Annotated in this window: 26 protein-coding genes; 8 read left to right on the top strand and 18 right to left on the bottom strand. The window is 28.9% G+C overall.

Features of this window, described 5'->3' with window-relative positions:
• Positions 1-55: 55 nt before the first annotated feature.
• The gene (locus AC2D6T_RS11155) at positions 56-778 is read left to right on the top strand and encodes a peptidoglycan DD-metalloendopeptidase family protein (protein ID WP_484681546.1); all 723 of its coding nucleotides are present in this window, start codon (positions 56-58) and stop codon (positions 776-778) included.
• Here AC2D6T_RS11155 and AC2D6T_RS11150 read toward each other — a convergent pair.
• The 8 genes from AC2D6T_RS11150 to AC2D6T_RS11115 all read right to left on the bottom strand — a co-directional run bounded on the left by AC2D6T_RS11150 (position 753) and on the right by AC2D6T_RS11115 (position 6,499).
• On the bottom strand, positions 753-1,310 hold the full coding sequence (locus tag AC2D6T_RS11150; protein WP_298949739.1) for a 5-formyltetrahydrofolate cyclo-ligase: 558 nt from the start codon (positions 1,308-1,310) through the stop codon (positions 753-755). The genes AC2D6T_RS11155 and AC2D6T_RS11150 overlap by 26 nt on opposite strands.
• Complete coding sequence (locus AC2D6T_RS11145) at positions 1,311-1,679, bottom strand: MmcQ/YjbR family DNA-binding protein (RefSeq protein WP_347186390.1); 369 nt, start codon at positions 1,677-1,679, stop codon at positions 1,311-1,313.
• Between the two features lie 270 nt (positions 1,680-1,949).
• Entirely contained in the window at positions 1,950-2,699 is a 750-nt protein-coding gene (locus tag AC2D6T_RS11140; protein WP_298949733.1) for a cyclase family protein, read from the bottom strand.
• A 104-nt stretch (positions 2,700-2,803) separates the two neighbouring features.
• The gene (gene hemW, locus AC2D6T_RS11135) at positions 2,804-3,931 is read right to left on the bottom strand and encodes a radical SAM family heme chaperone HemW (RefSeq protein ID WP_484681545.1); all 1,128 of its coding nucleotides are present in this window, start codon (positions 3,929-3,931) and stop codon (positions 2,804-2,806) included.
• Entirely contained in the window at positions 3,931-4,485 is a 555-nt protein-coding gene (ruvC, locus tag AC2D6T_RS11130; RefSeq protein ID WP_298949729.1) for a crossover junction endodeoxyribonuclease RuvC, read from the bottom strand. The genes hemW and ruvC overlap by 1 nt, the downstream gene beginning before the upstream one ends.
• Positions 4,486-4,899: 414 nt before the next feature.
• The gene (locus AC2D6T_RS11125) at positions 4,900-5,031 is read right to left on the bottom strand and encodes a hypothetical protein (RefSeq protein ID WP_438989654.1); all 132 of its coding nucleotides are present in this window, start codon (positions 5,029-5,031) and stop codon (positions 4,900-4,902) included.
• A gap of 16 nt (positions 5,032-5,047) precedes the next feature.
• Positions 5,048-5,716, bottom strand: a complete 669-nt coding sequence (gene mnmC2, locus AC2D6T_RS11120; RefSeq protein WP_484681544.1) for a tRNA (5-methylaminomethyl-2-thiouridine)(34)-methyltransferase MnmC2 — start codon at positions 5,714-5,716, stop codon at positions 5,048-5,050.
• A gap of 276 nt (positions 5,717-5,992) precedes the next feature.
• Positions 5,993-6,499 (bottom strand): DUF4920 domain-containing protein, encoded by a 507-nt coding sequence (locus AC2D6T_RS11115; protein WP_438989652.1) that lies wholly within the window; start codon positions 6,497-6,499, stop codon positions 5,993-5,995.
• Between the two features lie 120 nt (positions 6,500-6,619).
• Here AC2D6T_RS11115 and AC2D6T_RS11110 point away from each other — a divergent pair, with 120 nt between their 5' ends.
• Together AC2D6T_RS11110 and AC2D6T_RS11105 are read left to right on the top strand one after the other, a co-directional pair.
• The gene (locus tag AC2D6T_RS11110) at positions 6,620-7,678 is read left to right on the top strand and encodes a branched-chain amino acid aminotransferase (protein WP_484681543.1); all 1,059 of its coding nucleotides are present in this window, start codon (positions 6,620-6,622) and stop codon (positions 7,676-7,678) included.
• A gap of 104 nt (positions 7,679-7,782) precedes the next feature.
• Positions 7,783-8,394 (top strand): DUF1684 domain-containing protein, encoded by a 612-nt coding sequence (locus AC2D6T_RS11105; protein WP_484681542.1) that lies wholly within the window; start codon positions 7,783-7,785, stop codon positions 8,392-8,394.
• Positions 8,395-8,514: 120 nt separating this feature from the next.
• Here the strand turns inward: AC2D6T_RS11105 and AC2D6T_RS11100 are convergent, their stop codons facing one another.
• The 4 genes from AC2D6T_RS11100 to AC2D6T_RS11085 all read right to left on the bottom strand — a co-directional run bounded on the left by AC2D6T_RS11100 (position 8,515) and on the right by AC2D6T_RS11085 (position 10,737).
• Complete coding sequence (locus AC2D6T_RS11100; protein WP_484681541.1) at positions 8,515-8,709, bottom strand: hypothetical protein; 195 nt, start codon at positions 8,707-8,709, stop codon at positions 8,515-8,517.
• Positions 8,710-8,724: 15 nt separating this feature from the next.
• Complete coding sequence (gene crcB, locus AC2D6T_RS11095) at positions 8,725-9,096, bottom strand: fluoride efflux transporter CrcB (protein WP_438989645.1); 372 nt, start codon at positions 9,094-9,096, stop codon at positions 8,725-8,727.
• A complete protein-coding gene (locus AC2D6T_RS11090; RefSeq protein WP_484681540.1) occupies positions 9,096-10,058 on the bottom strand; it encodes a BT_3928 family protein in 963 nt (320 codons plus the stop codon). The genes crcB and AC2D6T_RS11090 overlap by 1 nt, the downstream gene beginning before the upstream one ends.
• Before the next feature lie 145 nt (positions 10,059-10,203).
• Complete coding sequence (locus AC2D6T_RS11085) at positions 10,204-10,737, bottom strand: DUF1599 domain-containing protein (protein ID WP_298949714.1); 534 nt, start codon at positions 10,735-10,737, stop codon at positions 10,204-10,206.
• A gap of 128 nt (positions 10,738-10,865) precedes the next feature.
• Here AC2D6T_RS11085 and AC2D6T_RS11080 point away from each other — a divergent pair, with 128 nt between their 5' ends.
• From AC2D6T_RS11080 to cdaA, 3 genes are all read left to right on the top strand, one after another.
• Entirely contained in the window at positions 10,866-11,447 is a 582-nt protein-coding gene (locus AC2D6T_RS11080; RefSeq protein ID WP_298949712.1) for an LOG family protein, read from the top strand.
• A gap of 1 nt (position 11,448) precedes the next feature.
• Entirely contained in the window at positions 11,449-12,273 is an 825-nt protein-coding gene (gene folP, locus AC2D6T_RS11075; protein WP_484681539.1) for a dihydropteroate synthase, read from the top strand.
• Between the two features lie 397 nt (positions 12,274-12,670).
• Entirely contained in the window at positions 12,671-13,447 is a 777-nt protein-coding gene (cdaA, locus tag AC2D6T_RS11070) for a diadenylate cyclase CdaA (protein ID WP_484681538.1), read from the top strand.
• Here the strand turns inward: cdaA and AC2D6T_RS11065 are convergent, their stop codons facing one another.
• Together AC2D6T_RS11065 and truA are read right to left on the bottom strand one after the other, a co-directional pair.
• A complete protein-coding gene (locus AC2D6T_RS11065) occupies positions 13,448-15,214 on the bottom strand; it encodes an ABC transporter ATP-binding protein (protein ID WP_484681537.1) in 1,767 nt (588 codons plus the stop codon). It abuts the gene before it with no gap.
• 3 nt (positions 15,215-15,217) lie between these two features.
• The gene (truA, locus tag AC2D6T_RS11060; RefSeq protein WP_484681536.1) at positions 15,218-15,943 is read right to left on the bottom strand and encodes a tRNA pseudouridine(38-40) synthase TruA; all 726 of its coding nucleotides are present in this window, start codon (positions 15,941-15,943) and stop codon (positions 15,218-15,220) included.
• 99 nt (positions 15,944-16,042) lie between these two features.
• Here truA and AC2D6T_RS11055 point away from each other — a divergent pair, with 99 nt between their 5' ends.
• Positions 16,043-16,540, top strand: coding sequence for a metallophosphoesterase family protein (locus AC2D6T_RS11055; protein ID WP_484681535.1), 498 nt, complete (start codon positions 16,043-16,045; stop codon positions 16,538-16,540).
• Here AC2D6T_RS11055 and AC2D6T_RS11050 read toward each other — a convergent pair.
• From AC2D6T_RS11050 to AC2D6T_RS11035, 4 genes are all read right to left on the bottom strand, one after another.
• Positions 16,527-18,326: a tetratricopeptide repeat-containing sensor histidine kinase gene (locus AC2D6T_RS11050; RefSeq protein ID WP_484681534.1), complete on the bottom strand. Its 1,800-nt coding sequence runs from the start codon at positions 18,324-18,326 to the stop codon at positions 16,527-16,529. The genes AC2D6T_RS11055 and AC2D6T_RS11050 overlap by 14 nt on opposite strands.
• A gap of 10 nt (positions 18,327-18,336) precedes the next feature.
• Complete coding sequence (locus tag AC2D6T_RS11045) at positions 18,337-19,035, bottom strand: hypothetical protein (RefSeq protein ID WP_484681533.1); 699 nt, start codon at positions 19,033-19,035, stop codon at positions 18,337-18,339.
• Between the two features lie 152 nt (positions 19,036-19,187).
• Complete coding sequence (locus AC2D6T_RS11040) at positions 19,188-19,853, bottom strand: response regulator (RefSeq protein ID WP_484681532.1); 666 nt, start codon at positions 19,851-19,853, stop codon at positions 19,188-19,190.
• A gap of 259 nt (positions 19,854-20,112) precedes the next feature.
• The gene (locus AC2D6T_RS11035; protein WP_484681531.1) at positions 20,113-20,544 is read right to left on the bottom strand and encodes a DUF4293 domain-containing protein; all 432 of its coding nucleotides are present in this window, start codon (positions 20,542-20,544) and stop codon (positions 20,113-20,115) included.
• A gap of 195 nt (positions 20,545-20,739) precedes the next feature.
• Between AC2D6T_RS11035 and rho the strand changes: the two genes are divergently transcribed.
• A complete protein-coding gene (gene rho, locus AC2D6T_RS11030) occupies positions 20,740-22,398 on the top strand; it encodes a transcription termination factor Rho (protein ID WP_298949694.1) in 1,659 nt (552 codons plus the stop codon).
• Positions 22,399-22,755: the final 357 nt, after the last annotated feature.

Below are 22,755 nucleotides of genomic sequence, written 5' to 3'. Positions count from 1 at the left end.
AACTACAAATAATAAAAAGTAATTTTTAAAATCTAAACCTTTTATTCTATTTTTGATGATGCATAAAAAAGAGATGTTAGAAGCGTTTAAAAATTGGGCAAAAAATAAGGAATTTTCTTTGCAAGATTTATTTCCAACAGTGGTTAAAAAAGAAGCTATTCATATAGATTTAAGCATTCATAACACACTTGTAAAAACGATTAACGAGTTTAACAACCTTCTTTATTTTGAAGAAAAATTAGAGGAAATTCAAGTTCAAAACCCAACTAAAATTATAGCTGGTGGCTATTTAGAAAAAAGAGCTTTATACACATCTGACAATTACAGAAGAAGCACAAAAACAGGTATTGAAAAAAGAGATACGCATTTAGGTGTCGATTTTTGGTTACCTGCTAAAACACCAGTAAATACAGTTTTAGATGGTGAAATAGTCTGTATTACAGACGATAATTTTGAAAAAGGATATGGTGGTTTACTAATTTTAAAACATAAAACCGAAAACAATGTTTTTTATACTTTGTTTGGGCATTTATCTCTAGCAAGTATTGCACATCATAAAGTAGGTAATTTCCTAAAAAAAGGAACGGAAATTGGTGTTTTAGGAAATGCTAGTGAAAACGGAAATTGGGTACCTCACTTGCATTTTCAAATAATGCTAACCTTGTTAGATTTTAAAAATGATTTTCCTGGTGTGGCTTACGAAAGTGAAATTGACTATTGGAAAAGTATTTGTCCAAACCCTAATTTATTATTTAAACTAAAGGCTTTGGATAAATAATGTGATCTAAAGGAATATCAAAATTATCTACATCTTTTATTTTGGCAATAGGCGCAAAAAAATTAAGCCCTATTTTTTTACAATCTTTTCTGCAATTTGCTAAAAATCGATCGTAAAAACCCTTGCCATAACCTACTCTAAAGTTTTGATTATCAGATATTAAAAGTGGCACAAATACCAAATCTAAATCTTTTTCTAAAGCTGGTTTTGCATCTTCAGGTTCTGGAACCTCAAATTTATTGAGTACTAATTTTGTGTTTTCATCTAAATAAAAATGAGCTAAAGTATTGTCTTTAAAATTGCATTTGCTAACTACAATCTCTTTATTCTGCTCTCTAAAATAGTTGATAATAGGTTGTGTATCTATCTCTTTAAATTTTACTAAAGACAAAAATAGATGTACAGTTTTAATGTTAGAAATATCTAAACTATAAATTTGTTGATAGATGTTTTGTTGTAACTTTTTTATTTCTAAAAGAGATAAATCGGCTCGTTTTTGTTTGTAAATATTTCTTAAAGTTTGCTTTTTCATTTACAAATTTTCTAATTCGGCTTGCATTTTTTTAGTTAAACCTTTTACGACTAAATCGTAAGAATGATTTATTAGTTCTCTAACCAAATCATCAGAAACATCGCTAGAATTAATGGTTACTGTATTCCATAATCTTTTATTCATATGCCAACCAGGCTTAATTCCTTCATATTCTCCTCTTAACTCTTCTGCCCAATCTGGATTGCACTTTACATTTATTTTTTCTTCGCCCTTTTCCCAATTATCTAATCCAGAAAGTGCAAACATTTTTCCCATCACTTTAAAAACTAGAGTAACATTATCAAAAGGAAAATGTTCTGTAACTCCTTTTTTAGCAATACAAAAGTCTCTTAACTGCTCTATATGCATTAATTATGGGTTTGTTTATAATTTAAAAAGTATCTTTATCTATCAAATTTACAATTATTATTTAAATGGAAAGCGAGTTTTTACAAAACACTTCTCTAATTCGTTAATCAAAAAAAAGCTATGAAAACAAGAAGTATGAAGCTGTTTCTGACATTAAACTTACCCATAAAGCACCTTCTACAGAGTGGTTAAATACCTATAGAATAAACTAATGAGAAATTTTTAAAGAAATAATGTATTTAAATAAATTAGAAGATTTTTAGACAAAACTTACTTTATAATCTCGTACAAAACAGGTTTGCTTGGAGTGGCATCATTTTCAAAAGGTGCAATCATTAAATTCAGTAAATACTCACCATCCTCTACTGTATTTGGCACATAAATAAACTCTGTAATAGTTGCATCCATTCTTACTTTGCCTGCTGTATTCCAAAAAGCATTATGAGATAAAAGCTTACCCTCATCTTTCTCTTTATCTACTGAAGGTAAATCAATTAACAAATGTTTAATCCCTTTTTCTCTTAAATAAATTGCTGCTTTTTCTGATAAATAAGTTGGATTTGTATTAGAGTATTGCATACTCTTTTTATCCTCTAAATTAGGTAAAGTTCTAATTACTATGGCATCTCTTTTTTTATTTCTTAAGGCTCTTGTTAGCTGTTTAACTCCAATTATAAAATCTCCATTATGAAACAAAGGAGCAATAGTAACCACTTCTGCTAAAAAAATAAAATATTTTAAATTTTTATTTACTGAGTGTACTTTATCTGTAATAAACCCAACACATTCTGTATGTGTAATATGAGAATGTGGATTAAAATGTATATTATTAAAATTAACTACGGCACCTTCAGAAACTTTTACAACCTCACCATCAAACTCTTGTGGAAAAATCTTTGGCCCCTCTATATATAAAGCATTTACATTCTTTTTTTTAGGATCGATAGGTATAGAAATATCAATAGGATTAGAGATATCTACCGTGATTTTTCTTGAATTGTATTCTATTATTGCTTTCATTTAATGTTAAGCTTGTTCTTGTTGATTGTTTTATGGCTGTAATCTCAAATATAAGTTTTTAATTGTTATTTAAAAACTATACATCAAAGCATTTTTATAAATAATTATGAAATCATAAATAAATCTGATGCTATACCATCTACTAAAAATTTTCCTTTTTTTGTAGCCTTTAAAACTCCATTTTCAATGCTTAATAATTGATCTTGTATGTATTTTTTTGATTGATTTTCTAGATACTCTAAAAAAATACTGCCAAAATCGGCTGATATTTTTTGTAAAGAAACTCCCCAAATTGTTCTTAAACCTGTCATAACATATTCGTTGTAAACATCTATTTTAGACAATATTTCTCTTTCTATGGGCAACGTATTTTTTTGTATAGATTTTATATATTTTGTATTATTTCTTACGTTCCAACTACGTTGTTTCCCATCAAAAGAATGCGCAGAAGGACCAATACCTAAATAAGATTTGCCTAACCAATAAGCTGAATTGTTTTTACTAAAAAAACCGTCTTTACCAAAGTTAGACAATTCGTAATGTATAAAATTTGCTTTTTCTAGTTCTGCTATTAAAATATAAAACTGTTCTGCTGCTTTTTCTTCATCAACATTTTTAATTTTCCCTTTATTAATTAAACTTTCTAAAGTGGTTTTAGGTTCTACTGTTAAAGCGTAGCTTGATATATGTGGCACTCCAAAACTTAAAGCTATTTGTATGTTTTTACGCCACTGATCATGAGTACAATCTGGAATTCCATAAATTAAATCTACAGAAATATTTTTAAAATATTCTGTAGCAACCTCCAAACATTTTTTTGCTTCTACCGTATTGTGAGCTCGATTCATTAACCGTAAATCTTTCTCAGAAAAAGATTGAATTCCGATACTTAATCTATTTATGGGCGATTTGGAAAGTGCTATAATTTTCTCTTCAGATAAATCATCTGGATTTGCTTCTAAAGTAATTTCAGGGTTTTCTACTACTTCAAAATTAGTATAAACAGCTTCAATTAAAAGCTTAATTTCGTCAGTTGTTAAAACAGATGGTGTTCCACCTCCAAAATAGATTGTTTCAACTATTTCATTTTGCAATTCGTCTTTTCTTAATTTTATTTCTTTAATTAAACTACCAATCATTTCTTCTTTCTTTTTTAAAGAAGTAGAAAAGTGAAAATCGCAATAAAAACATGCTTGTTTACAAAAAGGGATATGAATGTAGATTCCTGACATTATTTCTTAACTCTCTTCTCATTTTGCTTTACAAAACTAGCCCAACCTGTATAATTTTTACCACCCACAACTCTACCTGAATTGTAAAAATGACAAACTGCAGCAGCCAAACCATCTGTAGCATCTAAATTTTTTGGTAAAGTTTTTAAATTTAAAAGCGATTTTAACATCAAAGCAACTTGCTCTTTACTAGCACTTCCATTTCCTGTAATTGCCATTTTAATTTTTTTAGGTAAATATTCTGTAATCGGAATTTCTCTGGACAAACCAGCAGCCATAGCAACTCCTTGTGCTCTACCTAACTTTAACATCGATTGTACATTTTTACCAAAAAATGGTGCTTCAATGGCAATTTCATCTGGGTTATAGGTATCTATTAACTCAATTGTGCGTTCAAAAATTAGTTTTAATTTTAAATAATGATCATCGTATTTTTTTAGAATCAATTCGTTCATTTGAATAAATTCTATCTTTTTACCAACTACTTTTATCAAACCAAAACCCATAATGGTTGTTCCTGGGTCGATCCCTAAAATTATTTTTTCTGTGGGCAAAATCGCAGAGTTGTTTTAGTTTATTGCGCCTTTTTTACTGACGATTATTTGTTACTTTAAACGAGATGTTCAGCTCGCTTTTCTACAAATCTAAACAATTCTTTTGGTTGATAATAGAACTAACGGCTGTATTTGTTTGTGGGTATTTTATTTTTTGATGAATAAATTTCCAAAAAGAACTTAGATTTTTTTATTCAAAGATCTACTTTCTTAATCTTTTTATTTTTTTTTGAACTGGTTTCTAGAAATAAAAAAGCAATTATTAGTTCAAATAATTAGCAAACAAGCATAGCCCTGCTTGAAGTGGCATCCTTTTTAGGATTGGTTCTAGTGATTACGTTTTTTTGCATAATTGTATAAAGAACATCAGATAAAAGATGTTAGGTAAAGCAGAAAAACACTTTAGAAAAAACCCTAAAATAGAACTTCCATAATGGCATCTGCCTTAAACCAAAGTATTAACGCAATGGCCAACAAAATAACCAAAAAGAGGCCTTTTTTAGGTTTTGCTTGTTTTTTTCTACCGAATTTTCTTTTGAATTCCATGTAAACGAATTTAAAATTATGGATTTTGAGTTGTTATTTTTCTAGCTCTTAACATTTCTCTTTTTCCTGGAGGACCAGGCAAACGCTCTACTGTAAAACCTACTGCCTGCATAGCTCTTCTAACGCTTCCTTTTGCAGAATACGTTACTAAAATACCGTTTTCTTTTAAAGCATTAAACATTTTTAAGAAAATTTCTTCAGTCCATAATTGGGGTTGTACACGTGCACCAAATGCATCAAAATAAATTAAATCAAACACATTTTCATCTTCTATATCTTCAAAAAATTGTTTTCTTTTTGTGAGTGAAAAATGAAGTGAAATTTGCTGTTTTTCTTCCCAAGAAACTTCGTGAATTTTATAAAAAGCATCTTGCTCTTTTTCTGCTTTTAAAACTTTAATAAAGTTCATTTTTTCTACTTCCTCTGTAGTAACTGGGTAAGCTTCTACACCCACATAATCGATTTCTTTTTGAGCTTCTAAATAAGTAATAAAACAGTTTAAACCTGTGCCAAAACCAATTTCTAAAATAGCAACTTTATCTGCAGCAACTTGCTGTAAACCACTCTTTATAAAAACATGATAAGTTTCGTTAATTGAACCGTTTTTTGAGTGATACTGCTCATTCCAGTCTGGTAAATGTATGGTAGAAGAACCATCTGAGGTTATTAAAATTTCTCTTTTCAATATAATAGAATTAGTGATTTTTTAATTATTGGTATTGACCCTACACATGTTGTTTTATGACAAAAAATACAACTATTTACAGCAACATTATATTTTATACCAAAGGGTCTTTTCTTTCTAAGGTTAATATTTTGTTTTCTAAAATTACATCAAACATTTTAAGCGTTAAAGCTGCTGTTTTTTTGATATTTTACAAACTTTACCTTTTGTAATGACAGCCTTTTTGATAGACTTACTTTTAGATCTAAATAAAAAAATAATACTAAAAAAACTTTATTATTTCTTTATTAAAACACCATTTGCTTCAAAAGCAAACTCTTTTCTTGGCACTGTAATTTTGGCTATTTCTTCTTTACTTTTTCCTGCATCTTCGGCATAATGTTGTAGCTCATCTACAGGTGTAATTTTTACAAATGCCTTACCTTCTACAATTACCTGTTTACCTTGAGAATCTAGAGGCATAAAAAAACCATAATCTTTAAAACGCACCATAGTTTCTGTTTCATCTACCAAAGGCAACTTCATCCAACAACCTTTTTTAGAACACACTTCTTTAATATTAGAAGCAAATTTAACGTTTACAGTATCACCAACATTCATGGTTTCAAATTTTGTAAGCATTTGCTCTTTTGTTAAAGCATTGTTTTCAGAAATTTTATCTCCATAAGATGTATAAGCAATCTCTATATTTGGTGTTTCTACTTTATTATTTTCCTTTTTTGCTTCTTTACAAGATGTAAAAACTAAAAGTATCGTAGCACAGAATTTAACGGCTAATTTCATCTTATTTTTATTTAACTATTTCATACAAATGTAAGAAATTTATAAAGAAAACTAGATTTTTTATATGACATCAGATAAATAAATTATGTACATTTGTATAGAAATATAATCGACAAAAATATGAGTTCTACTATACAAATAAAGCGTATTGAAAAATCTAAAATAGAGAGTGTAGATTTTAATAATTTGCCTTTTGGAAGTGTTTTTTCTGACCATATGTTAACTTGTACATTTAAAGACGGTAAATGGCAAGATTTAGTTATAGAGCCTTTTGCACCAATTTCTTTAAGTCCTGCAGCAAAAATTTTTCATTATGGACAGTCTATTTTTGAGGGTATGAAAGCCTATAAAGACACAGATGGAAATACACTTTTATTTAGACCTCTAGACAATTGTAAACGTTTAAATAAATCTGCAGAGCGTTTGGTAATTCCTCAAATTCCTGAAGAAATTTTCATGAGTGGACTAAAAGCATTATTAAAGATTGATGAAGCTTGGATACCAACAAATGAAGGTAGTTCTTTATACATAAGACCTTTTATGTTTGCATCTGGAAATGGTTTTCATGCATCGCCTGCAGACGCATATAAGTTATGTATTTGCACAGCACCTTCTGGAGCTTACTTTGCTGGAAAAGTAAAAGTTTTAATTGAAGAAAAATATGCACGTGCTGCAAATGGTGGTGTTGGCTTTGCAAAGGCTGGGGGTAATTATGCTGCTCAGTTTTATCCAACTCAATTAGCCATTGATAAAGGATACAACCAAGTAATTTGGACAGATGACAATACACATGAGTATATTGAAGAAGCTGGTGCTATGAATATTTTTGTTAGAATTAACGATACTTTAATTACGAGTCCAACAAGTGACAGAATTTTAGATGGCATTACAAGAAAAAGTATCATTCAAATTGCAAAAGACAAAAACATTGATGTAGAAGTTCGTAAAATTTCTGTTTCTGAAGTCATTGCAGCTGCTCAAGCAGGAAGTTTAAAAGAGATGTTTGGTGCAGGAACTGCTGCAGTAATTTCGCCAATTGCTGGTTTTGGTTTTAAAGGTGTAGATTATGATTTACCGGAATTACAAAAACCTTTTGCAACTACTTTAAAGAAAGCTATTACAGATATACAAACAAACAAAGCAGAAGACCTTTATGGTTGGAGAGTTTTAGTAAAATAATAAAGTATATTATTATATTACTAAATTTATTTTTTTAGCTATAATCCACTCTTTTAATTTCTTGTGGAAGTATAAAATGGTTTCAACATTTTTAAAACCTTTAAATGTACAAATACTTACTTTTTATTTCGCTGTTTTTAATTCTTTCCTGTAACTCTGGAGACAAAAGAGCTTTGGTTGGCGAAACTGAATATCAAAAAAAAGAAAATGCGTACTTTAAAGACGCCTCAAAATCGCCATTAAAAAAGAAGGATTTAAAAAAATTTAAAGGTTTAGATTTTTTCCCTGTAGATTCAACTTATATCATAACTGCCAAATTAAAGAGAGCTAAAAATACGCCTGTTTTTGAGATGCCAACTACTACAGACAGAAAAGCACTTTACAAAGAATTTGGCGTTGTAACCTTTACGTTAAAAGGAAAAAATTGCACATTAACTATTTATCAAAATCAAGATAATCTAGAAGATGAAGTCTATAAAGATTACCTTTTTCTGCCTTTTACAGACAACACTTCCGGAAACGAATCTTATGGAGGTGGACGTTACATGGATATAAAAACCACAGATATTTCAAACAACACAATAACGCTAAACTTTAACAACACCTACAATCCTTATTGTGCTTATAACGATAAATATTCTTGCCCTTTAACACCCAGAAAAAATCATTTAGATTTAGATATAAAAGCTGGAATTAAAGTTTTTGATAAACATTAAACTTTTTTTGAGGCTATTTTCTGCTTTCCGCTATAACTTTTTTCTTTTGTTCTGGATACAATTAAACTAAAAAGCGTAATCACTCGAACTGATTGAAAAAGGATGCCACTTCAAGCAGAGCTAAACTTGTTTACCAACTTTATACTCTCTTTCAACTTTATCTAAACTAGTATTTAACCCCTCAATCACTTCATGAGAAATTGCATTAACTTTTCCGTTTTTAACGGTAATGATTGCATAATTTACTTTTGATTGATACGTTACAAATTGGTTGATAAGTTTCTTATTTAAAATGAGATCTCGAAAGCGATTCAACCAGCAGATGTAAGATTACATAAATTTTATCAAATACATGCCAGCAAAAACAGCTAAAAAACCAATTACAAAACTTGCAATAGAGTATATGGCAAAACTGGTAAAATCTCCAGATTTTAAAAATACATGATTTTCATAGGCAAAAGTTGAAAATGTAGTAAAACCTCCACAAAAACCTGTTGCCAACAACAAGGTTTGATTTTGAGAAATAGCATCATTTTTGGCTGCATAACCCAAAACAACTCCAATTAGTAAGCTACCTAAAATATTGGCAATAAAGGTACCATAAGGTATTCCGTTTTCTGTATTATTTAACCATTTACCAATTAAAAAACGTAAAACGCTACCAAAACCTCCACCAATAAAAACGAATAGTAATTGTTTCATTATAGTTCTAAATCTTCTACATCTACCCAATTTTTCTTTTGGGTAACTGTACCTTTGTTTAAAATTATTACTCCCGGATTTGCTCTAATCATTGTTTTTAAAGTAGTTTCATCGCAAAACAAAAACTCAAATGGCAAATTGTATTCTTTTTTCGCCAACTCTAAATCATCAGAAAAAGAAGCAGAAACACCATACACATTGTATCCTTTTTGAGTCGCTTTTTCAGCAATTTGTTTTATAGCTGGAAATCCGTTTTTATCTGCTTTGTCTAAATTATACACAATAACTAGCATTACTTTTTCTTTTTCTAAAAGAATGGGAGCTAAATCTTGTTGGGTATCTTCTAAAACAAAATCGTGTACAGGTGGTATAGAACCATCTTCTGGGTATTGCATTCCTTCTTGTAAGTTTTTACCAACTGCATACGCTCTAAAATCTATAATTGGCAAATGAGTTAACACATGTTGTACTATATACAAGAAAACTGCTAAAGATAAAAAGGTAATTAATTTTGGGGTTTTCCCTTTAAAAATAGGTTCAATCAAATCAACTTTAATAACTAAAAGAATAATTAAAATAATTAAAATTACGTTTTTATAAAAGGTTTCCCAAGGTGTTAATTTAATAGCATCACCAAAACAACCACAGTCTGTAACTTTATTGTAAAAGGCAGAATACCAGGTTAAAAACAAGAATACTAAAGTTAAAATAAGCAAACTCCAAACTGTAAATTTGGGTTTGTAGCCAATTAAAATCATAACTCCTAATAAGATTTCTGCAACAATTAACAGTACTGCAAATGGCAATGCATAAGGAGCTAAAAATTCCATATTTAATACCGATTCAGAAAAATATTCTTGAAACTTGTATTGAGAACCAATTGGATCTACCAATTTAACAAAGCCCGAAAATATAAATAAGGCACCTACTATTATTCTTGATATTTGGACTAGTATTTTCATAATTTTAACTTATAGACTTCTCGCTACAATTTTCTTCATACTTCAGAAAATCACTCGAAGTAACAGAAACATTTTAATATGTTCTGATGTTTTACAATTTTATTACTCTACTGCTTCAAAAACCCTGAAACTTTGAAACACTATTTTACCCTAAATGAATCATCGCAAAAACGGCATAATTAATCATATCTTGATAATTGGCGTCAATTCCTTCAGAAACTATCGTTTTTCCTTTGTTATCTTCAATTTGTTTTACCCGTAATAATTTCTGCAAAATTAAGTCTGTTAGGCTAGATACACGCATATCTCTCCAAGCCTCACCATAATCATGATTTTTATTTAGCATTAATTCTTTGGTAATTTTTGCATGTTTATCATACAACTCAGTGGCTTGTTCTGTAGTTAAATCAGGATTTTCTACAACCCCATTTTCTAACTGAATTAAAGCCATAATTGAATAGTTTATAATTCCAATAAATTCAGATTTTTCACCTTCATCAACCTTACGAACTTCATTTTCTTGGAGTTGACGAATTCTTTGTGCCTTGATAAAAATTTGATCTGTTAAAGAAGGTAAACGTAAAATTCTCCACGCACTTCCATAATCAGACATTTTTTTTATAAATAAGCTTCTGCATTCTTCGATAACTGCATCATATTGTTTTGAGGTGTCTTGCATCTTCAATTTTTAAAGTAATTGGGTAAAAATAGTAAATCTTACAACCATTTCTTTTATTTTTACCATGAATTTATCAACCTATTTATAAACTCTTAAAGGGAGTTTTAAAATAATTGAATATGACTAAAATGAAAAAAATTGTTGTTTTTTGTGGTTCAAGTTTAGGTTATAATCCTATTTATAAAGAAGCTGCTATTGCATTGGGAAATTATTTTACCGAAAATAACATTGGTTTGGTATATGGTGGAGGAAAAATAGGAATGATGGGGGTTTTAGCAGATACCATTTTAGCTAAAAATGGCGAGGTTACTGGAGTAATTCCAGAACTTTTACAAAAAGAAGAAGTAATACATGTTGATGTAAAAAATATGAATATTTGCAAAAATATGAGCGAACGCAAAGTATTTATGAGCAAATTAGTAGATGGTTATATTACTTTACCAGGAGGTTTTGGTACTTTAGATGAACTTTTTGAAGTACTAACTTTAGGACAATTACACATAGAACAAAAACCCATTGGTTTGCTAAATGTAAATGGCTTTTTTGACGCTACTTTACAACAGCTAGACAAAATGGTAGAAGAAGGTTATTTAAAAAAAGCAAACAAAGAACTTTTATTAATTGGTCAAAATGTAACCGAATTAATGGAAAAAATGCACAATTACAAAGCACCTAAAATTACACATATAATTAAAAAAGTAGTAAGTTAAAATGACCATAAATTGCAGAGGTACCTTAGTAGATTTGACGAACCCAAAAGTAATGGGTATTTTAAATATTACCCCAGATTCTTTTTTTGATGGTGGTAAATACAAAAACGAAAGCGATATTTTACAGCAGACAGAAAAAATGCTAAAAGAAGGTGCTACTTTTATAGATGTTGGCGCGTATTCTTCTAGACCAGGGGCAACCCATATTTCTGAACAAGAAGAGTTGCAAAGAATTATACCCGTAATAAATTTATTAATTAAAAACTTTCCAGAAATTATAATTTCTGTAGATACTTTTAGAAGCAACATTGCCAAAGAAACCATTGATGCTGGTGCAGCTATTGTAAACGATATTTCTGGTGGTAAAATGGATACCCAAATGTTTGAAACCGTGGCTAGTCTTCAAGTACCATATATTTTAATGCACATGATGGGCACACCACAAAACATGCAAAAAAACCCAGTTTACAACAATGTAACGCAAGAAATTATCTCGTTTTTTGCAGCAGAAATTAATAAACTACATCAACTAAAATTAAATGATGTAATTATAGATGTGGGGTTTGGTTTTGGTAAAACCGTAGCTCATAATTTTGAAATTCTTAAAAACTTAAACCTATTTAATAGTTTAGACGCACCTATTTTAGCAGGTATTTCTCGAAAATCTATGCTATACAAAACCCTAGATATTACTGCACAAGAAGCCTTAAACGCCACTACATCTGCAAACACCATTGCACTTTTAAATGGCGCAACTATTTTACGTGTGCACGATGTTAAAGAAGCTGTTGAAGCTGTAAAGATTGTAAATCAAGTTTTATTTTAAACTTTGTAAAAGGTTAGAAGCCATTTCCAGCTTTCGCTACTCGCTTTTTTCGTTCCTCAAAAGAGCTCAAACAAACCGCTCAATCTGGGCTAAACTTGTTTGCCAACTTTCTGTAACTTAAAAATCTTGGCATCTTTTTAATAATTGTTAATACTTTAGATATTTTAAATATAGCTACTCCATTTAAGAAATAAATTAGCAGTAAAATTAAAGAGGAAAAATTACGAGAGCTTGCTAGAAATTTTAAAAAATTCCAATAATAGCAATATTGCAATTAAAGAAAAATTAAAATTGATTCGAGAAAAATACCCACTTCTAGTATCGGATGCAGAAATAAATAATTGATATTGTAATCCATAATTTATTAGTACTTTAGCCTAAAATCAGTTTGTTTTTTATGTTCGATTTTATTGAATTTTCTTTATTAGATGTTTTAGATATTTTGTTAGTAGCAACACTACTCTACTATATTTACAAATTATTAAAAGGTACTGTAGCCATAAACATCGTAATAGGGATTGGTTTTATTTTTCTCATCTGGAAAATTACACAAGCACTAAAAATGGAAATGTTAAGTGGTATTTTAGGCTATTTACTTTCTGGTGGTGTTATAGCATTAATTATAGTTTTTCAGCAAGAAATTCGTAAATTTTTATTAATGATTGGTACCACAAACTTTACTAATAAACGTAGTTTTTTAAAACAGCTAAAGTTTTTACAAACAGAAATTAACTCAGAAATTGATACAGATATAATTTTAGACGCTTGTAAAAAAATGGCTAAAACAAAAACAGGTGCTTTAATTGTTATTGAACGAACGAATAATTTAGACTTTTTAATTAATACTGGAGATACTATGAATGCCCAAGTAAATGAGGTTATTTTAGAAAGTATTTTCTATAAAAATAGTCCTTTACATGATGGTGCAATAATCATTAGAGATAATTATATTGTAGCTACAAGAGTCGTTTTACCAATTTCTGATAGTGCTAAAATACCTGCAAGGTTTGGTTTAAGGCATAGAGCAGGCATTGGCGTTTCAGAAAAAACAGATGCTGTTTGTATTTTAGTATCAGAGGAAACTGGCGAAATTTCTTACATTAAAGACGGTAGTTTTGTACTCTATGAAAATTTTACAGAATTAAACGAGAAATTGAAAAAAGATTTAATGTAGCTAAGAAGCAACATCTAAACTAAATTGTTTGTCGTATAAATTTTTATAATAGCCATCTACTTTTTCTAGCAGCTCTAAGTGAGTACCTTCTTCTACAATGAACCCTTTGTCCATTACAATAATCTTATCAGCCTTTTTTATAGTAGCTAATCTATGTGCTATTACAATGGATGTTCTGTCCTTAGTAATAGTTTCTGTGGCGTATTGTATCATTTGTTCTGCGTGAGCATCTACAGAAGATGTAGCTTCATCTAAAATTAAAATACTTGGTTTGCTTACATACGCTCTTAAAAAAGCTATTAATTGTCTTTGTCCAGAAGAAAGCATTGCACCACGTTCTTTCACGTTATAATCATATCCTCCAGGAAGTGTTAAAATAAAATCGTGAATACCAATTTGTTTTGCAGCCTTAATTACTTCTTCTTTAGAAATACTATCATCTTTTAAAGTAATATTATGCAAAATAGAATCTGAAAACAAGAAAACATCTTGTAAAACAATTGCCACTTGATCTCTTAAACTGTGTAAATTATAGTTATCAATAGAAACATTATCAACAGAAATGGTACCAGCATCTATTTCATAAAAACGATTTATTAAATTGATAATGGTAGATTTACCCGCGCCAGTTGCACCAACAATAGCTATGGTTTGTCCACTTTTTACTTCTAAATTGATTCCTTTTAAAACCTCTTCATCCTCTACATAACTAAACCTAACATCTTTAAAGTTAATGTTTCCTTTTAAGTTATTGGCAATAATTGTGCCTTCTTTAGAAATGGCACTATCTGTATCTATAATTTTAAAAACACGTTCTCCAGAAACAATTCCCATTTGTAACTGGTTAAATTTATCTGCAATTTGCCTTAAAGGTCTAAATAACATTTGCGCCATTTGCACAAAAGCCATTACAGTACCTGGACCTGGTACAGCAGCATCAATTACTTGTTTACTACCAAACCAAACTATTAAACCAATACCAATAGATGATAAAATTTCTGCAACTGGGAAGAAAATAGAAAAGTACCAAATGGTTTTTATATGGGCTTCTTTGTGTTTGTTATTAATTTGCTTAAAATTATTGTATTCAATATTTTCTCGGTTAAAAAGCTGCACAATTTTCATACCTGTTACGCGCTCTTGCACAAAACCATTTAAGTTAGCAACTTGATTTCTAACTTCTTGAAATGTAGCTTTTATGGCTTTTTGAAAAACTTTAGTAGCATAAATTAAAATTGGTAAAACTGCTATGGCTATAAATGCCAACTTCCAGCTAATTACAAACATTACAATAATTACTGCAAACATTTGCAACACATCACTTACAATAGTAAAAACACCAGAACTAAAAAATGCAGCAATGGTTTCTATATCAGAAACTACTCTTGTAACTAGTTTACCAACTGAGTTTTTATCAAAATAAGACATTTTAAATTGTAAAATATGTCTAAATATTTTGGCTCTAATATCTCTAATAATGTGTTGCCCAACCCAATTTGCAAAATAGATAAAGGTAAACCTTAACACTACTTCTAACATTAAAACACCCAACATTAAAAGGATGTTTTTTACCAAACCTTCTATATCTTTATTGGTGATGTATAAATCTACTGTTTCTTTTAAAATGATAGGCGTTAACAAAGCTACACCCGCTAATAAAATGGTAGATATAGATGCTATAAAAAAATTAAGTTTGTATCTTTTTGCAAAACTCATGAGTCTTAAAAAGATATCCATATCAAAAGCATTTCCTGTTTTATTTGCCAAACCTTAATATTTTATGTTTGTTAAAAATAAGCCTTTTGCAGGTACAGATAAGCCTGCATTACTCCTGTTTTTACTTTCTATTATTTGTCTAAAATCTTCTACAGATACTTTGTGCAAACCAACATCGACTAGAGTACCTACAATGGCCCTAACCATATTTCTTAAAAATCTATTTGCAGAAATGTAAAAAGTTAACAAGTCGTCTGTTTGTTTCCAATAAGCTTCTGTTACATTGCAATTAAATGTATATACTTCTGTTTTTACTTTAGAAAATGTTTGAAAATTCTCATATTCTAAAAGTAATTTAGCAGCTTCATTCATTTTTGCAATATCTAACTTTTGCGAGTGTATTTGCCAAGAAAAATCTAATAAAAAAGGATTTCTGCCTGACCAAATTCTATACTCATAACTTCTACTTTCGGCACTAAACCGTGCGTGTTTTTCAGCATCAACTAAAAAAACATCATAGACTACAATATCATTAGGTAAAATAGAATTTAGTTTGTGTGGTACATCTCCTTCTAATTTTTCATCTATGTCAAAGTGCGCAAACATTTGCGATGCATGCACACCTGTATCTGTTCTACCTGCCCCAACAACTTCTATTTTTTGTTGCAAAATAGTACTTACAGCAAAATTGAGTTTTTCTTGTACAGAAATTGCATCTGGTTGTATTTGCCAACCATGATAGTTTTTTCCATTATAAGAAAGTTCTATAAAATACCTCAAGTAAATTGTTTTTTTGAAGGTACCAAAATTACGGAAATTATTTTGTTATTTGTATTTTTGATCTCCTAACAGCCATTAAAATTTTCTCATCTTTTTTTTATGAAAAAAATATTACTTTTATCTGACACCCATAGTTTTATAGACGCGCAAATTTTAAAATTTGTAAAACAAGCAGACGAAGTATGGCATGCAGGAGATATTGGTAACTTGTCTGTTACAGACGCAATTAAAGATTTAAAACCTATAAGAGCAGTTTACGGTAATATAGATGATAAAGATGCGAGAGCAGAATTTCCTTTAGACAATAAATTTGAACTAGAAAATGTTACTGTTTGGATGACTCATATTGGTGGTTACCCCAATAAATACAATCAAAGAATTAGAGAAGAAATTCAAAAAAAACCACCTAAAATATTTATTGCAGGTCATTCTCATATTTTAAAAGTTCAATTTGATAAAAAACTAAATCTTTTACATTTAAATCCTGGTGCAGCTGGTAATCATGGATTTCATAAAATTAGAACCATGTTGCGTTTTTGCCTTGAAAATGGTGAAATAAAAAATTTAGAAATTATAGAATTGGCTAAACGTGGTTAACAGTAGTTCTTTCTAAAACTGGAACTTTTATAATAATTGAAGTACCCTTGTCTATTTTAGAATCAATAGAAAAATTACCTTTTAAAACATGAATTCTTGCTTCTATTTGATTTAAACCCAAACCATCTTTATTGGTTATTTTAGAAGTATCAAAGCCAACCCCATCATCTGATATTTGCAAAACAATTGCCCCCTCTTTTTCTTGCAATTTTATTACTGTGTTTTTTGCTTTGCTATGTTTTAAAATATTATTTAAAAATTCCTGAATAATATTATAAATTTTTATTTCGAAATTTTGCTCATACCTTCTAATGTTATGTGTTTCTGTTTCTATATTTAAATTAGAATTCGAGTATTTAGCTGCCAAGTCTTTAACTGCAAAGTTTAAACCAAATTTTAATAATACAGAGGATACTAAAGTATGGGATAAATCTCTAATTTTTTGTGAAGCTTCTTTAATAATTTCTTGAGTTTTTGAAATTTCTAAAGGTGTATTCCCATTAAAATACTGATTTGTAGCCATTAAATGTAGATTAGCAGAAGACAATAACGCACTTACACTATCATGTAAGGTTTCTGCTATTTCTTTACGTTCTGTTTCTTTACCATCGATGGTTGCATTTAAAATTCTAATTTGCGACTCAGATTTTATTTTTTCTATATTCTGATTTTGCAACAATTGCGTTTGAGAAAGTTCTAAACTTAAGTTCTTTTGCTTTAGTTTATAAAAATTTAAAAAGTACAATAAGGATATAATGATAACAAAACTACCTATACCATAAATTGTAAAGGTTCTTTGTGCTATTAAGCGTTTGTTTTCTTCAATTCTTTTTACGTCTTCTACATTATTTTTTGTGGTAATTTCCTCTACCATTCGCTTTATTTCTTTATCTCTAATACCATCTTCTATTTCATAAGAAATTTCCTGAAAATCATAAGCTTTGTAATCTTTTAAATTTCGCATTGCCCAAGCTAAGTTATAGTATAGTTTGGCTTTATACCTGATTGCATTTGGGCTTTTATCATTTTTTATAAGATTGATTCCTTCATTATAAATTTCTTTAGCTTTTTCAAAATCTCCCATAGACAAGTAAATATTCCCTAAATTATTCTTTGCACTTGCTTGATTTAATTTAAAATTTATTTTCCTATTAATTTCTATGGCTTTTTCTGCATAATTTATTGCTTTATCAAAAATAGAATCTTGTTCATATATGCCTGAAAGATTAATATAAGATAATGCTTTTGTCTCTTGGTTTTCATTATTTAAATCTGTAAAACCGTCTACTTTTATATAATAAAACTTTGCACTATCTCTATTGGAGTTTCTATAAAAAGAACTACCAATACTTAGGTAAGTCTTTGCAATTTCTTTATTAAATTTTATTGTTTGATTGTTCTCGATTTTAGAATTCTTTAAAATTAACAAGTTTTTCAAAGCTTTCTTAAAATTTTCTAAAGCTCTAGAATGATTATTAGTTTTATTATAAATATTAGCTTTTAAAGAATAAAGTAGGTACAAATTCTTATAATCTAATTTACTTTGGTAACTATCTTCTAACTCTAAAATTTCTGAAAGTGCTTCTGTATAATTACTCCTAGAATACGTATTTAAAATAACTTCATACCTCCGTTGAAAAGTAGAATCTCTTTTAATTATAAATACTAAAGAAGCTTCAGTAATTGAAACTTCTTTAGATAAATTTATTTTGGGGGATGCATTACTAAAATGAAGACATAATGCAAAATAAATTAAAGGAAAAACTAATAACTTTTTCTTTTTCAACGTTTTATTTTTATAAATCAGAACCATCTACAATAATTACTCTTGGCTTTCTTCTTGTTTCCATCTCTCTTGCATAAGTTCCTTTAGAACTTGTAGTTGGTAAGTGGTTTACAAAATCAATTTTAAGTGTTTGTCCATCTACTTTTTCTAAATTTCTAGTAAAATTTACTCCAGAAGATTTCCCTTCTTCTAAATGTACTTCGTAAATGTTATTTTCTTCATTATACACAAAATCTACATGTACTTGACTATTTACTTTAAAATCTAAATCAAAAGTACCATCATCATTACTAGAAACACTGTACTCTTTTAACATACTAATGGACTTTGCGCTTGTTTTTATAGATGATACATTTTCATCTTCTATTGTAATTGTAGATCTATGATCTAAATTAGTGTCTATAAAACCAATACTTAGTTTATTACCGTCTATCAATAATTCTTCAGATACTTTACTGCTTATAGCATAATCAGACTCAAATAAATGAAACTCATTTGTGTTTGTTAGGTGATTTATAACTTTTTCTGTTCTTACATTATTTTCTAAATCGAAATCTAAAAAATATGCACCAGTAGCATCTCTTTTTACTTTAAAAGTTTTTAAAAGATTTTTTTTTGCATGTTCTTCTGATAATGTTTCGTTGCTAGAACAAGAACTTAAAATTAATGTAGCTGCAACAAATAACGGTAGTAATTTAATAATTTTCATAATAATGGGGTTAAAAAGGGTTAATATAAATTGGTTGTTTTTTTATAAAAAAAGCAATGCATACTAGTAAAACTACTATTAATTGGGGGAATATTTAAGTTTTTTAAAGGGGTTAGAGTTCTTAAATCTAAAACTTAAATTTTAAGGTATAATTATACCAGTTTATATTTTACTGCATACATTGCTAGTCCTATTGAATTTTTTACATCTAATTTTTTTAATAATTGTTTTCTATGTGATTCTACAGTATGATGACTTATTTTCATTTTTTCTGCAATCTCACCTGTACTTAATTCTTTTGCTACTAAAGACATCACTTGTTTTTCTGTTGTTGTTAATGAATCAAACAAATACTTTTCTGGCAAATTACCACTTGTACCTTTGTTTCCTAAGAGTGCCGTCATCATTATTTGTTTTATATCATCACTAAAGTATTGATCTCCATTTGCTACTGCTAAAATTGCTTTCACAATATGCTCTCCTGCGTTATTTTTAGAAATATAGCCACTTGCTCCAAGGTCTATAACCTCTTGTACTATTTTAGCATCATCATAACTAGATAAAATAATTATATTTGGTTTTGTTCTTTTCTTTTGAAAGTGTTTTAAAACATCAAAACCATCTAAAACTGGCATTGTAATATCTAAAATTAAAACATCTGCTTTATTTTCATTATTACTAAACCAGTCTATTACTTTTTGCCCAGTTAAAGAATATCCGCTAATTTCTATATTCTTATTCGTATTTATTACAGCTATAATGCCTTCTATTAAAATTTTATGGTCATCAGCTACGTGAACGTATATTTTCTGTTTCATTTTTATATTACAAATTTAAAGTACATTTTTAGATCCTACAATCCCTGAATTCAGGGATGTGGAATTCATAAAAACCTGTTTATCAGGGTTTTAAAAATAGGTGTTTTTTTGGTGTTTTTTTAGTTTGATATAAAAGTAAAAAACTAAAAAAGAAAAATTCTGCTTATTTATGTTTTTTTCTTTAAAAGTGATGCAAAATAAAAAACCGAGAATATCTATTCTCGGTTTTTTTCGCACTAAATATACTAAGATGTTAGTTTTATCGCAATCTATCTACAGATTTTACAAGATCTTCATCCTTTTTAATAGCTTTATTTGCCAAAACAATAAGCAAAATAGCTATAATTGGTATAAACATCCCAATACCTTTCTCAGAAATAGAAACTTCTCCAGGTAGAGTTAGAGATACATAAATCAATAATCCTAATAAAATAAGGTTTACCAAAATTGCTAAACGACCTATAACAAATTGTAATTTTCTATTTTTATATAAAAAAATTGCTACAAATGCTAAAATTGCCGATACTAAAAATAAAACTGGAATCGATTTTAATAAATAAGATTCTCTATTTAATAAGTCTATTGCAAAAATATCTTTTGAAATAGATGTCCACAAATTAAAAACAAAAATTAAAACTCCTGTGATTACAGAAGCAAGTAATAAATATACGCTTTGTATTCTTTGTATCATTTGTTATTTCTAGTAATACAAAAATAGAACATTCTTTTTTAAAAAGAAAACTAAGAACTAAAAAAAAATGTATATCTTTGTTATATAATAAAACCGCACAAAAATTATTTTGTAGTACTATACAAAATAATATCTATCAAAAAACACATAAATCTTAACATAACATAAGATTACTTATAACTTAATAAATATATAATGTTCGAAATCTCAGAACTAAAAGCAAAAACGCTTGCTGAACTTCAAGGTATTGCTAAAAATATTGGTCTTACAAAAACTAGCCAATTAAAAAAATTAGATTTGGTATATCAAATTTTAGATACACAAGCTGCAGATCCTGCCAAAGCAAAAATGGCTGTTGCACCTGCAAAAAATGAAGCTAAAAAAGAGGAAAAACCAAAAAGAAAACGCGTTGTTAAAAAGGCTCTAACAAACGAGGATACTAATGAAAAAAGCAGCGAAAAACCAGCTATGGAATCTAAAAACCCTGTTGCTAAACCTCAAAGAAAAGCACCTGTAAAAAGAGAGCCTAAAAAAGAGGTAAAAACAGAATTAACCACCAGTGTTAAAGAAGATAAGCCAGCTCAAAAACCTGCTAATCAACAAAACAAACAACAGAACAGCAAAAACAACAACAATCAACAGCACAATAAGCACAAAAACAATAACCAAAATAGAGATAAAAATAACTCTAACAAAGGAAATAAATCTAACAATAGATATAAAGACCCAGATTTTGAGTTTGACGGAATTATAGAAAGTGAAGGTGTATTAGAAATGATGCCAGATGGTTATGGTTTTTTACGTTCTTCTGATTATAATTATTTGTCATCTCCAGATGATATCTATGTTTCTCAATCTCAAATAAAATTATTTGGTTTAAAAACAGGAGATACTGTTAGAGGAAATGTTAGACCTCCAAAAGAGGGCGAAAAATATTTTCCTTTAATAAGAGTTTCTAAAATTAATGGGCTAAATCCTAATATTGTTAGAGATAGAGTTTCTTTTGAGCATTTAACACCTTTATTTCCTCAAGAAAAATTTAATCTTGCAGAAAAAGGAAGCTCTTTATCTACTAGAATAATCGATTTGTTTTCTCCTTTAGGAAAAGGACAACGTGGTATGATTGTAGCACAGCCTAAAACTGGTAAAACAATGTTATTAAAGGATGTTGCAAAAGCAATTGCACATAATCATCCAGAAGTATACCAAATTGTTTTATTAATAGATGAAAGACCTGAAGAAGTTACCGATATGCAGAGAAGTGTTCGTGGAGAAGTTGTAGCTTCTACTTTTGACGAACCTGCAGACAAACATGTACGCGTTGCAAACATTGTTTTAGAAAAAGCAAAACGTTTGGTAGAATGTGGACATGACGTAGTAATTCTTTTAGACTCTATTACACGTTTGGCAAGAGCTTACAATACAGTTGCACCTGCATCTGGTAAAATTCTTTCTGGTGGTATAGATGCAAATGCGCTACACAAACCAAAACGCTTCTTTGGTGCAGCAAGAAATATAGAAGGTGGTGGTTCTTTAACCATTATTGCAACTGCACTTACAGAAACAGGTTCTAAAATGGACGAAGTTATTTTTGAAGAATTTAAAGGTACTGGTAATATGGAATTACAGTTAGATAGAAATATTTCTAACAGACGTATTTACCCAGCTATCGACTTGATAAAATCTTCTACAAGACGTGATGATTTATTATTAGATGAAAAAACGGTGCAAAGAATGTGGGTGTTGCGTAAATACCTAGCAGATATGAATCCAATTGAAGCTATGGAGTTTATTAATGAAAGAATTAAATTCTCTAAAAATAATGATGAGTTTTTAATTTCTATGAACGGATAAAAACTTTCTAATAAAAAATAGGAAACCTTTTTGACTTGTTCAAAAAGGTTTTTTTTGTGATTACTTAATGTAGGTGTTTTTTAACTTACACACTTCTTGGGAAAGTGTCAGAAAAAATTTTATCCATAAAATAAATGATATTATTTTCTTATTCTTTTTTTAAATTCCTGCATTATTGGTTCTTTTCTATTTAATTTATAGTGAAACACTAAGTGATATTTTGAATATAAATTAACCCGTTGTGCATTATGATTTAAGATAAAAAAGTTGCTCATATTACTGAAAATCAGTAAATTGATTTAACCACAAATCATTAAATATGAACAACTTAAATGCAAATTACGAAAGAATTTTGGA

It is taken from the genome of Polaribacter sp. YIW18 (assembly GCF_057219325.1).
This window is presented reverse-complemented; position numbering and strand designations above follow the sequence as displayed.